This window comes from Actinomadura darangshiensis (assembly GCF_004349235.1).
GTDB lineage: Bacteria > Actinomycetota > Actinomycetes > Streptosporangiales > Streptosporangiaceae > Spirillospora > Spirillospora darangshiensis.
In genome coordinates, this window is record NZ_SMKY01000095.1 from 15,801 (window position 1) to 29,457 (window position 13,657).

Consider the following 13,657-nt stretch of genomic DNA (forward strand, 5'->3'; position numbering starts at 1 on the left):
GTACCGTCGTAGGCGTGTCAGTAAGCAGTCGCCGACGTCACCGGCACGGCCCGTCCGGACGCCGGACGCAGGAGGAGCGCCGGTCGCGCACGCAGGCCAGGCTCCTGGAGGCCACCATGGAGTGCCTGGTGGACCTCGGCTGGTCCGGGACGTCCACCACCGAGGTGGCGCGCCGCGCCGGCGTCTCGCGCGGCGCCCAGCAGCACCACTACCCGACGAAGATGGTGCTCGTCGCCGCCGCGCTGGAGCACCTGCTGGAGGCGCAGCGCCTGGCCTACGAGACCGCGTTCGCGGTCCTGCCGGCGGAACGGCGCAACGTGTCGGGCGCGCTCGACCTGCTCTGGGAGGTGTTCCGCGGCCGTCCGGCCAAGGCCCTCACGGAACTGGCGGTGGCGGCCCGCACCGACGACGAGCTCCGGCCCCTGTGCCGCGACCTGAACGAGCGGATCCTCCAGGTGATCCTGGAGGTGTTCGAGCGGCTGTTCCCCGACAACACCCTTCCCCCCGACTTCGTCCCGACGATGCTGCGCGGCGTGTTCGCGATGTTCGTCGGGCTCTCCATCCAGAACGCGCTGGACGACGACGTCGAAGGCCACCAGGCCGCGGTGCTGCGCCAGGTCAAGGACGTCGCGCGGCTCATCGTCCCCGAGCAGGGCAAGCCGGATCCCCACCCCCTTACCGACGACCTCTAGCCCCACCGCACCACCCGAGGGAGCGCCTCACATGCCGAAAGCCCCCACCGAGCTCGCCGACGAGGTCCGCGAGCAGGTCAAGGACAAGAAGTCGTACCTCGGCGTCATCGACCGCCTGAACAAGGCGTCGGTGGACAAGCACTGGGAGGCCTACGCCGACATCCCCTGGGACGACCCCGAGTTCACCGTCGACAAGAACGACCCGCGCTGGGTCCTGCCCCAGTTCGACCGGCTCGGCGAGACCGACTGGTACCGGTCGCAGCCGCCGGAGGTCCAGTCGCAGATCGGGCTGTGGCGCGTCGCGACCGCGATGAAGATCGGCCTGCAGTTCGAGAACCTGCTGAAGCGCGGGCTGCTCAACTACGCCTACCGGCTGCCGAACGGCCGGCCGGAGTTCCGGTACGTCTACCACGAGACGACCGAGGAATGTCACCACGGGATGATGTTCCAGGAGTTCGTGAACCGGACGAAGATGCCGATCCGCGGCATGCCGCGCTCGCTCAGCCTCGTCGCGCAGGCCGCCCCGTGGATCCCGCTGATCAGCACGGAGATGTTCTTCGTGTTCGTGCTCGGCGGCGAGGACCCGATCGACTACGTCCAGCGCAAGTCCCTCAAGGGCGGGCACATCAAGCACCCGCTCGAGGAGACCATCATGAAGATCCACATCGCGGAGGAGGCCCGGCACATCTCGTTCGCCCGGCACTACCTCAAGCACCGGGTGCCGAACATGACCCCGCTGCGCCGCCGGATCCTCGGCGCCGCGACCCCGGTCGTGCTCGGCGTGATGGCGCGCATCATGCTGTCCCCGCCCGGCCCGATGGTGCGGCACTTCGGCATCCCGAAGGACGTCGTCCGCGCCGCCTACAGGAGCGACGCGTCGCAGGCGGAGATCTCCAACTCGGTCGGCAAGATCCGCGACCTGATGGCCGAGCTCGGCGTGGTCGACCCGGTGAACAAGCGGGTCTGGAAGGCCTTCGGGATCTGGGACGAGCCGAAGGCGCGCCGTCCGGTCGATTCCCCCAAGACCGCCTAACGGCGGGACGAGACGGCGGTGCCCGCTTTCGTCGCGCACTGAGTATCGGCGGCCCGGTCCCGCCACCTAGAATCGGCGCAATTGAACTTGACATCCAATTAACCCGCGGTCCCGGCTCGCCCCCCGAGCCCGGACCCGCGGTCCATCGAGCGGAGCGCGCAATGAGCATCGCGATCGTGACCGGAGGAGCGTCCGGTATCGGCCGTGCGATCGCCACGTCCCTGGTGGCGCGCGGCGACACCGTCGTCGTGAGCGACATCAACGCCGAAGGCGCCGCCAAGGTCGCCGAGAAGCTGAACACCCTCGGCCGGGGCAAGGCCGCCTCCGCCGTCCTCGACGTCACCGACGCCGACGCCGTCGCCGACCTCTACAAGGGCGTCAGGGCCGAGCACGGGCGGCTCGACCTGGTGTTCAACAACGCCGGCATCGCGGTCGGCGGGCTGGCCGAGGAGCTCACCCTCGACCACTGGAACCGCGCCATCGACATCAACCTCAAGGGTGTCGTGCACGGCGTCCACGCCGCCTACCCGATCATGCTGGAGCAGGGCCGCGGCCACATCGTGAACACCGCGTCGCTCGCCGGGCTCGTCCCGATGCCGATCGGCATCCCCTACACCGCCACCAAGCACGCCGTCGTCGGCCTCTCCCTCGGCCTGCGCGCCGAGGCCGCCGGACGCGGCGTCAAGGTCAGCGTCGTCTGCCCGAGCTTCGTGGACACGCCGCTGCTGCACAACGTCAACCCGGACCTGCCCGAGACGCCGCTGAGCGGCGACGCGACCGGGGACATCGCGAAGGCGTCCCCGCGCCTCTATACGGCGGAGAAGCTGGCCCGCGACGTCATGCGCGGCATCGCCAAGAACCAGGCCCTCATCGTCGCCCCCGCCCACGGCCGCCTCGCCTGGCGCGGCGTCCGCCTCAACCCGGGCGGCGCGGTCCGGGTCGCCCAGATCGCCGTGAACCGCATCCGCGCAGGGAAGTAGACCGCCGACCCGGCTATTGGGCCGGGGGCTCCTTTTCGAGTTGCGCCAGTTTCGGGTGGTGCAGGTCGAAGGCGGGGCGTTCGGAGCGGATCTGCGGGATCGACGTGAAGTTGTGCCTCGGCGGCGGGGAGGACGTGGCCCATTCCAAGGAGTTCCCGTAGCCCCACGGGTCGTCGGCCTCCACCGGGGCGGTGCGGCGCGCCGTCCGGTACACGTTGTACATGAAGAACAGCGTGGAAATGCCGAGGAGGAACGCGCCGGCGCTGGAGACCCGGTTCAGTGCCGTGAACTCGGCCGGGTAGTCGGCGTACCGGCGCGGCATCCCCTCGGCGCCGAGCCAGTGCTGGACGAGGAACGTCGTGTGGAAGCCGATGAACAGCGTCCAGAAGTGGACCTTGCCCCAGCCCTCGTGCAGCAGTTTCCCCGTCATCTTCGGCCACCAGAAGTAGAAGCCCGCGAACATCGCGAACACGACCGTCCCGAAGACGACGTAATGGAAGTGGGCGACCACGAAGTAGGAGTCCTGGACGTGGAAGTCCAGCGGCGGTGAGGCCAGGATGACGCCGGTCAGCCCGCCGAACAGGAACGTCACGAGGAACCCGACGGAGAACAGCATCGGCGTCTCGAAGGTGAGGTTGCCGCGCCACATCGTGCCGACCCAGTTGAAGAACTTCACACCCGTCGGCACCGCGATGAGGAACGACATGAACGAGAAGAACGGCAGCAGGACCTGGCCGGTCGTGAACATGTGGTGCGCCCACACCGACATCGACAGGCCGGTGATCGCGATTGTGGCGCCGACCATTCCGAAGTAGCCGAACAGGGGCTTGCGGCTGAAGACGGGGATGACCTCGGTGACGATGCCGAAGAACGGCAGCGCGATGATGTAGACCTCGGGATGGCCGAAGAACCAGAAGAGGTGCTGCCACAGCAGCGCTCCCCCGCTGGAGGCGTCGAAGACGTGCGCGCCGAGCCGGCGGTCCGCCTCCAGGCACAGCAGCGCGGCGGCGAGGACGGGGAACGCCATCAGCACGAGCAGGCTCGTCAGGAACACGTTCCAGGTGAAGATCGGCATCCGGAACATCGTCATGCCGGGGGCCCGCATGCAGATGACCGTGGTGATGAAGTTGACGCCGCCGAGGATCGTCCCGAACCCCGACAGCGCCAGCCCCATGATCCACATGTCGCCGCCGACGCCCGGGGTCCGCAGCGCACTGTTCAGCGGGGCGTAGGCCGTCCAGCCGAAGCTCGCGGCGCCTCCCGGGGAGATGAACGAGGCGAAGAGGATCAGCCCGCCGAACAGGAACAGCCAGTAGCTGAACATGTTGAGCCGCGGGAACGCCACGTCCGGCGATCCGATCTGCAGCGGCATGATCACGTTGGCGAACCCGACGAACAGCGGCGTCGCGAACAGCAGCAGCATGATCGTGCCGTGCATCGTGAACAGCTGGTTGTACTGCTCGTTGCTGACCAGCTGCAGGCCGGGCTCCGCCAGCTCGCCGCGGATCACCATGGCCATCAGCCCGGCCAGCAGGAAGAACACGAACGACGTGACCAGGTACAGGTTCCCGATCACCTTGTGGTCGGTGGTGGTCAGCCAGGAGACGAACATCGAGCCCCGGGGACGCCGCGTGGGGGTCGCCTCCGGGAGCAGACGGCCGTGAAGGACCATGCCGGGCTCCCTGCCAGACGGGGGTTGCACCCACTATTCGCCTGGGTCCCTGGCGACGCAAGACATCCGGGTGGCCCGCCTAGGCTGGACGGCGTGGAACGCATTCTGGTCAGCTCGTGCCTCGCCGGACGGCCTGTCCGCTATGACGGCGCGGCCAAGCCGGTGGCCGGGGGCCTCTTCGAGCGATGGCGCAGCGAGGGGCGGCTGGTCCCGTTCTGCCCCGAGGTGTCGGGCGGCCTGGCCGTCCCGCGCCCGCCCGCCGAGATCGTCGGCGGCGACGGCGGTGACGTGCTCGACGGGACGGCCCGCATCCGCACCGGCACCGGCGACGACGTGACGGACGAGTTCCTGCGCGGCGCCCGCCTGGCTCTGGAAGCCGCGACCCGGTCCGGCGCCCGCATCGCCCTCCTCAAGGAGGGCAGCCCGTCATGCGGCAGCCACCGCACCCATGACGGCACGTTCACGGGGTCGGCGGCGCCGGGCACCGGCGTGACGACCGCCCTGCTCCGCCGCTCGGGCATCCGGGTCTTCAGCGAAGACGAACTGGACGCGATCGCCGCCCTCCTGACGGCCCTGGAGGGCTGACTCCGCCGGCCCGTCCGCGGGCCGATAGTTTCCATGGATATTGTTTCCATGTACTGTATCTGTCATGACGCTGGACGACACCGCCACGGGGCGGCTTCTGTGGCGGGTGACCACGCGGTGGCGCGCCGCCGTCGACCGTGCCTTGGCACCCCTCGGCCTCACACACGCCCAGTACACCCTGCTCGGCTCGCTGTTCGGCCTCGCGCGGTCGGGCGCCCGACCCAGCCAGCGCGAACTCGCGGACTACGCGGGGCTCGAAGCGATCTACGTCTCGAAACTCGTGCGCACGCTCGAAGGCGCGGGAATGGTCGTCCGCACCGGACACCCCACCGACACCCGCGCCTTCCAGCTCACGCTCACCGACAAGGGCTCGGCGGTCATCCGCGATGCGGTGACGATCGTCCACGCCCTCCATGACGAACTCACCGCACCGATCGGCGGCATCGCCGGACCGCGCAACCGCGAGCTCATCCGCACCCTCCAGGCTCTGCTCGATCCTTCCGACAGGAGCGAAACCATGACCGAGACCCGCACTCTCACCGGCCAGGACATCTCCGAAGCGCACGGCGCCGTCCGGGGCCTGCACGACCACGTCCTCGACGGCACCGGCACGACTCCGAACCAGCACATCACCCTGCGGGTGGTCGCCGGGCGCGGACCGTGGGCCGACCAGGGCGCGCTGCGCGACCACCTCTGCGACCAGCCCCAGCTGGGCCTCGACCAGGCGGCCGCGTCCCGGCTGCTCGACGGCCTGACCCGGCGGGGGCTGATCACCGGAGGCGCCCCGGTGACGCTCACCGCGGACGGCGAGGCGCTGCTCGCCCGGTTGACGGCCACGATCCAGAACACCACCGCCCGGCTCTATGACGGCTTCGCCCCCGCGGACCTGGCCGTCGCGCAGCGGGTGCTGACCCAGGTCACCGAGCGGGCGGGGCGGCTCCGCGAAGAACTCTGACCCGCCGCGGCGGCGTCATCCGAGGAACCGTGCGAGCTGGTCCGGGGTGAGGGCCTGGACGGGCAGCGGATGGGCGGCCTCGGCGCGCAGCCCGTCGAGGAAGAACCCCAGGCAGCGCCGCCAGGCGTCCGGCGCCGCGTCCATGGACTCCCGGATGACCTGCGACATCGCCCAGATCAGGGTCACGACGTCCGGCGGCTCGAAGTCGGGGCGCAGGGCGCCGGCCTCCTTGGCCCTCGCGATGATCCGCGCCAGGTCCGCGAACCCCCGATGGCAGGCGGCGTCCAGCTCGGCCGACATCGGGAAGCGCCGGGCGAGCGTGTCGGTGAGCCCGCGGTCCTCGGCCTGCAGCGCGAAGAAGCCCTCGATGTAGACGACGAACCCGTGCCACGGATCCGGGTCGGCCAGGGAACGTTCGACGATCTCGTCCAACGCGGCCAGCCGGGCGGGGAAGATCGCGTCGAAGAGGTCCTGCCGCGCGGGGAAGTGGTTGTAGAGCGTGCCGATGCTCACGCCGGCGCGGCGCGCGACCTCCTCCAGCGGCGCGTCGAGACCGCGCTGCCCGAACACCGCCGCACCCGCGGCCACCAGCTTGTCCCGATTGCGCGCGGCGTCCGCTCGGGGCGCCCTGCTCTGTGCGGCCATACCCCCCATCGTACGAACTTGAGGAGACCCTCAAGTTCCATGCTAAGTTGAGGAGAACCTCAACTTAAGGAGTCGCCATGTCCGCGACCACCGTCGTCATCGGGGTCGGCCCCGGCCTCGGCATGTCCATCGCGCACCGGTTCGGCCGCGAAGGGCACCGGATCGCCCTCATCTCCCGGACGGCGACGCGCCATCCCGGATACGTCGCGTCGCTGGAGGCCGCGGGCATCGAGGCCACGTCCCACACGGCGGATGTCCGCGACAGCGACGCACTCCTCGCCGCCCTCGACGCGGCCGGCGACATCGACGTCGCCTACTACGGCCCGGGCGCCATGGATCCCAGCGCCAGGCCGGCTCCGATCACCGCAACGGACGCGGCCGCCGCCAAGGAGTCGATGAGCTGGGTCTATCCGGCGATCGACGTGGTCGGAGCCGTGCTGCCCGGGATGCTGGAGCGCGGCGGCGGCGGGCTCCTGTTCGCGGGCGGCCTCAGCTCCGTGGTGCCGATCCCCATGATCGGCCACCTCGCGCTCTCCTCCGCGGCCCTGCGGAACTACGCCCTGACCCTGCACGCGGCCCTCGCCGACCAGGGCGTCTATGCCGGGACGCTCACCATCGGCGGCCTCATCGAACGCGGCGACATCCACCGCGTGCTGACGTCCGGGCAGGACGGCCTCGGCGAGATGACCGCCGGCACACTCGATCCGGACACCATCGCCGACACCGCCTGGAACCTCTACGCGAAGCGCGACAGCCCGGAGGCCGTCTTCAACGCACTGACTTAAGGCGCGGCTCCTGCGCCTTCTCTGCGGCAAGGTCGGTGAGGAGGCGCAGGGCCGCGGCCGACGGCGAGTCCGGGTCGGCGGTGAACACGGCCATGCGCTGCCCCTCGTCGTTGGACAGCTCCATGATCTCGTTGTTCAGCGTCATCGCGCCCACCAGCGGATGCCGGAACTCGCGCGTGTACCGGACGGCGCAATCCTGGACGGGATGCGCCGCCCACAGCGACGCGAACTCGGGGCTGTGCACGGTGAGCTCCCCGATGAGGCCGGTCAGTCCGGGGTCGTCCGGGGAGCGGGCGGCGGTCACGCGGATGTCCGCGACCGTGTCCCGCGCCTTGGTCCGCCAGTCGGCGTACAACTCGCGTGTGTGCGGATCCAGGAAGACCAGGCGCCCGATGTTCGGCCTTTCGCCGGGCTGGTCCGGGGCCTCGTAGGGGAGGTGCCCGGCGAGCAGCGCGTGCGCCGCGCGGTTCCACGCGAGGACGTCATAGCGGCGGCCGAGGATCAGCGCGGGCGCGTCCCCGAACGCGTCCAGCATCAGCCGGACAGCGGGCCGCAGCCGCTCGGGCCGCGGACGCCGCCGCGCCTTGGCCTTCTGGCGGGCGAGGCGCCGCAGATGCGACCGCTCCGCCTCGTCCAGACGCAGGACGCGCGCGATCGCGTCGAGCACCGCCTCGGACGCGTTGGGGCTCTGCCCCTGCTCCAGCCGCGTGTAGTACCCGGCGCTGACGCCCGCGAGCTGCGCCAGTTCCTCGCGCCGCAGGCCGGGGACGCGCCGCCGCCCGCCGTAGTCGGGCAGGCCGACGTCCTCCGGCCGCAGCCGCGCGCGGCGGGTCCGGAGGAATTCGCCGAGTTCGGAACGCTGCGCCATGCCGTCCAGCATGCCCGGTTTCACCCCGGCCTGCCTGCACCTGCCAGGTGTAGGCACCGCGGGGATAGCCCCAGCGGAGGGCTGGGTAGCGGCCGCCGCCCGCCACAGGCTGGCCCCGTGACCGAATCACTGGACGTACGCACGGAAGACACCGATCGGCTCGGCGGCCGAGGGCGGCTCATTCTGCTCACCCTCTGCGGCGCGACCTTCATGACCGGGCTGGACTACTCGGTCGTGACCGTGGCGCTGCCGGAGATCGGACGCGACCTGGGTTTCGCGACCGCCGGTTCGCTGCAGTGGGTGGCGACGGCCTGCCTGCTGCCGACGGCGAGCCTGCTGCCGCTGTTCAGCCGCCTCTCCGACATCATCGGCCGGCGCCGGCTCTTCACCCTCGGTGTCGCCCTGTTCAGCGCGTTCTCGCTGCTCGCCGCCGCGGCGGCCGGCCCGGCGATGCTGCTCGCGGCCCGGGTGGGGCAGGGGGCGTCCGCCGCCATGATCGCGCCGACCGCCATCGCACTGCTGACGACGGCGTTCCCGGACGGCCCGCGGCGCACCAGGGCGCTCGGCGTCAACGGCGCGGTGCTGTCGCTGGGGTTCGTCCTCGGCACCCTGGGCGGCGGGGTGATCACCAGTGGCCTCGACTGGCGCTGGACCATGCTGTTCCTGACCGCGATCGGCACGCTGGTGCTGCTCGGCGCAGTGGCCGTCCTCCCCCGGAACGACACGCGCGCCCCCGCCCGGCTGGACGTCCCCGGCGCCGTCCTGGCGAGCATCGGCCTGTTCGCCCTGGTCTACGGCATCTCGACCGGTGCCGGGGGCGGCTGGGCCGGCGTCCCGGCGCTGGGCTCACTGTCCCTGGCGGCGGTATCCCTCGCCGCGTTCTTCCAGGTCGAACGGCGGCACCCGGCCCCGCTGGTTCCGCTCGGGCTCCTCAACAGGCCGACCGTGAAGTGGAGCGGCCTGATCGGCTTCATCACGCTCGGCATGTGCGGCGGCACGACCGTCCTGCTGAGCCTCTACATGCAGGACGTCCTCGGCTACTCCCCGCTGGCCACGGGCGCGGCGTTCCTCGCGGAGGGCACCACGGCGCTCATCGGCGGTACGCTCGCGGCCAGGCTGATCGCCGCGTGGGGCAAGGCCGGCGTCATGACGTTCGGCCTGTCCGTGCAGGGAATCGGGACCGGCGCGATGATCCTGCTCCCCTCGCAGGACGGCCTACCCCTGCTCCTGCTGACGTCCGGCGCCATGGGGTTCGGGCACGTCCTCACGGTGGTCGCCTTCATCACCACCATGACTTCGGGGCTCCGCGACGACGAGCAGGGCACGGCCGGCGGCCTGTCGCAACTGCCGCAGTTCCTCGGCGGCATCGGGACGGCCGGCCTGGCAGCCATCGTCGCCGCCCGTACCGAAGCCACCGGCGACACCCTCGCGGGCCTCCACACGGCCACCCTCACGGCCGGTGCCGTCTGCCTGGCCGGAGCCGCCCTGGCCGCGCTCCTCCTCCGCCGATGAACGAGGTGCCCGCTACCGGGACGGTGCCGATCGCCTGGCGCGGCGCAGCCGGGTAGTCGGGACCTTTCACATTCGGATGTCGGCGGCGACGGTGGAGGCCTGCGTGTTGAGAACGCCATCGAACGCGTCAAGGACGGGCGTGTGCACGTAGGAATTCTGCATCCGGATGCGGTCGGGACCGGCACCGCCGGAGGTCTCAAGGCGTGCCCGCCGAAGATCGGCGATGTCGTAGCCGTCCTGGTCGCCGCGGGACACGTACAAGGGCTGGACGGAGCGGAACCGGATGAGCAGGCGCATCAGGAGCGCGCTGAGAGCGTCCTGTTCGGCGGTGGACAGACGTGCCCACGCGGGCGCGGCCACGGCCCCGGAACCACCGGCGAACGATTCGGCGATCCGCATCGCCGCCTGGACCGCCGGCAGGGCTTCGGGATCGATCTGGCGCAGGTAGTCGGCGACCGGGGTCAGTGCGGGGAGCAAGGAGCCACCGGCCGCCGGGATGTCGATGCCGGCGAAACGCACCGGTTGCGAGGCGGTGCGATTGTGCCGGCGGATCCAGTGCAGCGGTTCGTCGAGTCCCACGGGGATCGCGCCGGCGACGTGGGACGCCAGTTCATCGTCCCCGCCCTCGCCTTGGCCCCAGGCATCGAGGGAGAAGCCTTCGCTGAAGCCGTATTCGAAGGCCAGGACGGTGAAACCGCAGCGTTCGACCAGGAACCGCAGGATGCGCCGGCGCATGAGCGCGAACTCGTCGATGAAGTGGGAGTGCTCGCCGACCGCGACGACGCGCGCGTCGCCGATGATGTCGCGCAGCGGCTCCAGGTCGTCGAGCGGCGCCTCGGGGTCGAGGTGGGTGAGCGGGACGGCATGGCCGCGAAGCCGGTCGGCGAACGGGTCGCGGTGTGTCGAAGCAGGCATGCCGATGGCTCGATTCCTCAGTGCTCGATTCCTCAGTGCTCGATTCCTCAGTGCTCGGTTCCTCAGTGCTCGGTTCCTCAGTGCTGGAACGGGAGTGGTTCACCGGCGCGGGGGCGCGGGTGCCGCCTTCTCCAGGTCGCCGATGTCACCGGACATGATCGTGCGGAGGTGCTCGGTGATGTGCGCGAGCGGCCAGTCCCACCAGGCCAGCGCGAGGAGCCGGTCGATGTCGGCATCGCTGTAGCGGCGGCGGAGCAGCTTGGCGGGATTGCCGCCGACGATCCCGTAGTCGGGGACGTCGTCGACGACGACGGAGCCGGAGGCGATGATCGCCCCGTGACCGATGCGGACGCCGGGCATCACCATGGCCCGGTAGCCGAACCAGACGTCGCTGCCGACCACGGTGTCCCCTCGTCCGGGGAGGCCGGCGATGAGGTCGAAGTGCTCGGCCCAGGAACCGCCCATGATCGGGAAGGGGAACGTCGAGGGCCCGTCCATGCGGTGGTTGGCGCCGTTCATGATGAACCGCACACCCTCGCCCAGCGCGCAGAACTTCCCGATGACGAGCCTTTCCGGCCCGTAGTGGTACAGCACGTTGCGGGTCTCGAAGGCCGTCGGATCGTCCGGGTCGTCGTAGTAGGAGAACTCCCCGACCTCGATCAGCGGTGAGGTGACCAGCGGCTTCAACAACACCACCCGCGGCTGCTCGGGCATCGGGTGCACCACGGTGGGGTCGGCGGGAACGGGCGGCGTCATCAGGCGTTTTCCTTTAGTGCGACAACTGATGCATTAAGATACTGCCACGACGCTTACCCACCGAGCAACCGGACCACCAGCGATGACTCTCCCCGCACCACGACCGGACCTGCCACCGCCCCAGCGCCGCCCCGGCGGCCGTACCGCCCGCATCCGCACGCAGGTGCTCGACGCGGTCCTCGCGGAACTCGGCGAACGCGGTTACGACGGCCTCACCGTGGAGCTCGTCGCCGCCCGTGCCGGTGTGCACCGCGCGACGGTGTACCGACGTTGGGGCGACGTCGGCGGACTGCTCGCCGACGCCCTGGACGCGGCGGGCGACGACGCCTGGCATCCCCCGGACACCGGCTCCCTGGAAGGCGACCTGGCGGCGCTGAACCACGAGATCCAGGACGCACTGACCGCGCAGCCGCCGATCGTGCCGGCTCTGATCGCCGCCTCGTTCCGTTCCGAGCAGGCCGAACAGGCCCAACGGCGGCTCTGGGAGGACCGGTACGCCCGCTGCGAGAGCATCGTCAGCCGGGCCGCACAGCGCGGCGAACTCCCGCCGGACACCGACGCTCGACGACTCCTCGTCACCGCCACGGCGCCCCTGTACCACCAGCTGGTGCTTCTCTGGACGCCGCCCGACCCGTTCCTGCCCGACCACGCGGCCAGAACCGCCGCCCTCGCCGCATCCGCCGGGGCCTTCGCCGGGCACCCGCGTGCCGAGAGCGAACCGAGACCGCCCACGTGAGGACAAGCCCCGTCAGCCGCAACGACATGTGCCTGCCAAGCGCTGCGGCCGTTACGGACGCATGAGCATGCCCCGCCCGCCCGCGGCCATCAGCGGCTCCGCGATGGCCGCAGGCATGGCACCGTCCTAGATCACTTGAGTCAGGTCAGATCGTGGTCGCCTGCCTTGAGTGCTTCGACGAACGCCATCCATCGTTCCGGGGCGAGGACGAGCACGGGCCCGGCCGGCGCTTTGCTGTCTCTGATTCCGATGCCGGGGCGCAAGCCGGCGATCTCGACGCAATTGCTCGAGCCATTGCTCCAGGAGCTCTTGCGCCATGCGATACAACTACGAGCGGCACGGTCCATTGGTCCCTCCCTGCGTTCAGGGAGATCTTTACCCTCGCTATGCGCCGCACGCCAAGGACCTGTTTTGGGACGTTCCGAATCTGATCGGCATGGTTGACCTTTGCCTAGTCCGGCAAACCGGGGGTTGCGAACGGCAAGATGGTCACCACCGCCGCGGCCGGAAGGGGACGTATGGGCGAACGGCCCAGCACGCATCTGCTCGAACTGAGGGCGGACGTGGTGATCAAGCGCTATCGGTCGTGGGAGCACCGGCAGCAGGAGCGGGAGTGGAGTGCCTTGGAACTGCTCGACGAGCATGCTTCGGGGCTGGCGCCGACACCGGTATCGGCGAGGCTGACGGCCGACCCGCCGGAAGTGGTGATGTCGCGCCTACCAGGACGCCCGCTGGACGGACCGGTCAGCTCCGAGCAGGCCGGCGCGGTGGCGGCTGCCGTCGTCCGTCTCCAAGAGTCGATCCCTCGACGGGTCCTTGCTGATCTGCCGCCGAGGGCGGGCCACCCGGTCGAACTGTTGGAGCAGGTCAGAGGGTGGTGTAGCAAGGCATCGAGTGCGGAGAGCCACCCGGTCGCGGCCAAAGCGCTCACCGCCGGGACGGACTGGGCCCACCGCCCTGGCCTGACCGAGCTCCTCCACCGGACGGACCGACCGGTGTTCGGCACCGGTGACGGCAACCTGTCCAACTACTTGTGGGACGGCTCCGAGGTCCGCCTGGTCGACTTCGAATACTCCGGCCGTAGCGATCGTGCCTATGAACTGGCGGAGGCGATCGAGCACATCTCGGCGCGGGAGGACGGTGGGGTCGACCTGGCCGCGGCCTTCGAGCAGGTCGAGTTGGAGGCATCGGAAGCCGCAAGGTCGAGGGAGTGCCGTCGGTTGCTTGCGCTGTTCTGGTTGCTCCGGATCCTAGGGACACGCCCGGACAGATCGCCCGTCCTCATTCGGCAGGCAGAAAGGCTCCTAAGCCTGCTCTGAACCCCTGATGTCCAGTGACCGCTCACCGCAGAAATGAGAATGGCCCCGCCGGTGTCGGCGGGGCCATCCTGCAATATGAGTCCGGCGGTGTCCTACTCTCCCACACGGTCTCCCATGCAGTACCATCGGCGCTGAAGGGCTTAACTTCCGGGTTCGGGATGGGACCGGGTGTTTCCCCTTCGCCAAAACCACCGAACGACCAAC

General features: G+C 70.2%; 15 protein-coding genes and 1 rRNA gene. 9 read left to right on the top strand and 7 right to left on the bottom strand.

The window, feature by feature from the left end; all coding sequences use genetic code 11:
- Positions 1-14: 14 nt before the first annotated feature.
- From E1293_RS21185 to E1293_RS21195, 3 genes are all read left to right on the top strand, one after another.
- Positions 15-692 carry a TetR/AcrR family transcriptional regulator gene (locus E1293_RS21185; RefSeq protein ID WP_243716362.1) on the top strand — a complete coding sequence of 226 codons (678 nt, stop codon included), beginning with the start codon at positions 15-17 and terminating at the stop codon, positions 690-692.
- A 31-nt stretch (positions 693-723) separates the two neighbouring features.
- Complete coding sequence (locus E1293_RS21190) at positions 724-1,725, top strand: AurF N-oxygenase family protein (RefSeq protein WP_132199183.1); 1,002 nt, start codon at positions 724-726, stop codon at positions 1,723-1,725.
- A 161-nt stretch (positions 1,726-1,886) separates the two neighbouring features.
- Entirely contained in the window at positions 1,887-2,705 is an 819-nt protein-coding gene (locus tag E1293_RS21195; RefSeq protein WP_132199184.1) for an SDR family NAD(P)-dependent oxidoreductase, read from the top strand.
- 13 nt (positions 2,706-2,718) lie between these two features.
- On the opposite strand, the gene ctaD is transcribed toward E1293_RS21195, so the two are convergent.
- Positions 2,719-4,377 carry an aa3-type cytochrome oxidase subunit I gene (ctaD, locus tag E1293_RS21200; RefSeq protein WP_132199185.1) on the bottom strand — a complete coding sequence of 553 codons (1,659 nt, stop codon included), beginning with the start codon at positions 4,375-4,377 and terminating at the stop codon, positions 2,719-2,721.
- Between the two features lie 93 nt (positions 4,378-4,470).
- Between ctaD and E1293_RS21205 the strand changes: the two genes are divergently transcribed.
- Both E1293_RS21205 and E1293_RS21210 read left to right on the top strand, forming a co-directional pair.
- A complete protein-coding gene (locus E1293_RS21205; RefSeq protein WP_132199186.1) occupies positions 4,471-4,962 on the top strand; it encodes a 2-thiouracil desulfurase family protein in 492 nt (163 codons plus the stop codon).
- Positions 4,963-5,026: 64 nt separating this feature from the next.
- Positions 5,027-5,917, top strand: a complete 891-nt coding sequence (locus tag E1293_RS21210; protein ID WP_132199187.1) for a MarR family winged helix-turn-helix transcriptional regulator — start codon at positions 5,027-5,029, stop codon at positions 5,915-5,917.
- A 15-nt stretch (positions 5,918-5,932) separates the two neighbouring features.
- On the opposite strand, the gene E1293_RS21215 is transcribed toward E1293_RS21210, so the two are convergent.
- The gene (locus E1293_RS21215) at positions 5,933-6,562 is read right to left on the bottom strand and encodes a TetR/AcrR family transcriptional regulator (RefSeq protein WP_132199188.1); all 630 of its coding nucleotides are present in this window, start codon (positions 6,560-6,562) and stop codon (positions 5,933-5,935) included.
- Positions 6,563-6,639: 77 nt separating this feature from the next.
- On the opposite strand from E1293_RS21215, the gene E1293_RS21220 reads away from it, so the two are divergent.
- Complete coding sequence (locus tag E1293_RS21220) at positions 6,640-7,347, top strand: SDR family NAD(P)-dependent oxidoreductase (protein ID WP_132199189.1); 708 nt, start codon at positions 6,640-6,642, stop codon at positions 7,345-7,347.
- Here E1293_RS21220 and E1293_RS21225 read toward each other — a convergent pair.
- Positions 7,331-8,215: a helix-turn-helix transcriptional regulator gene (locus E1293_RS21225; RefSeq protein ID WP_132199190.1), complete on the bottom strand. Its 885-nt coding sequence runs from the start codon at positions 8,213-8,215 to the stop codon at positions 7,331-7,333. The genes E1293_RS21220 and E1293_RS21225 overlap by 17 nt on opposite strands.
- Before the next feature lie 117 nt (positions 8,216-8,332).
- Here E1293_RS21225 and E1293_RS21230 point away from each other — a divergent pair, with 117 nt between their 5' ends.
- On the top strand, positions 8,333-9,727 hold the full coding sequence (locus E1293_RS21230) for an MFS transporter (protein WP_279473268.1): 1,395 nt from the start codon (positions 8,333-8,335) through the stop codon (positions 9,725-9,727).
- Between the two features lie 66 nt (positions 9,728-9,793).
- On the opposite strand, the gene E1293_RS21235 is transcribed toward E1293_RS21230, so the two are convergent.
- Positions 9,794-10,642: an erythromycin esterase family protein gene (locus tag E1293_RS21235; RefSeq protein WP_132199191.1), complete on the bottom strand. Its 849-nt coding sequence runs from the start codon at positions 10,640-10,642 to the stop codon at positions 9,794-9,796.
- 99 nt (positions 10,643-10,741) lie between these two features.
- Entirely contained in the window at positions 10,742-11,356 is a 615-nt protein-coding gene (locus tag E1293_RS21245) for a CatB-related O-acetyltransferase (protein WP_424923655.1), read from the bottom strand.
- A gap of 124 nt (positions 11,357-11,480) precedes the next feature.
- Between E1293_RS21245 and E1293_RS21250 the strand changes: the two genes are divergently transcribed.
- Positions 11,481-12,134: a TetR/AcrR family transcriptional regulator gene (locus E1293_RS21250; RefSeq protein WP_132199193.1), complete on the top strand. Its 654-nt coding sequence runs from the start codon at positions 11,481-11,483 to the stop codon at positions 12,132-12,134.
- Positions 12,135-12,274: 140 nt separating this feature from the next.
- On the opposite strand, the gene E1293_RS21255 is transcribed toward E1293_RS21250, so the two are convergent.
- Positions 12,275-12,481: a DUF397 domain-containing protein gene (locus E1293_RS21255; RefSeq protein ID WP_132199194.1), complete on the bottom strand. Its 207-nt coding sequence runs from the start codon at positions 12,479-12,481 to the stop codon at positions 12,275-12,277.
- A gap of 171 nt (positions 12,482-12,652) precedes the next feature.
- Here E1293_RS21255 and E1293_RS21260 point away from each other — a divergent pair, with 171 nt between their 5' ends.
- Positions 12,653-13,453 carry an aminoglycoside phosphotransferase family protein gene (locus E1293_RS21260; RefSeq protein WP_165978331.1) on the top strand — a complete coding sequence of 267 codons (801 nt, stop codon included), beginning with the start codon at positions 12,653-12,655 and terminating at the stop codon, positions 13,451-13,453.
- A 79-nt stretch (positions 13,454-13,532) separates the two neighbouring features.
- Here E1293_RS21260 and rrf read toward each other — a convergent pair.
- Positions 13,533-13,649: ribosomal RNA gene (rrf, locus tag E1293_RS21265) — 5S ribosomal RNA — on the bottom strand.
- Positions 13,650-13,657: the final 8 nt, after the last annotated feature.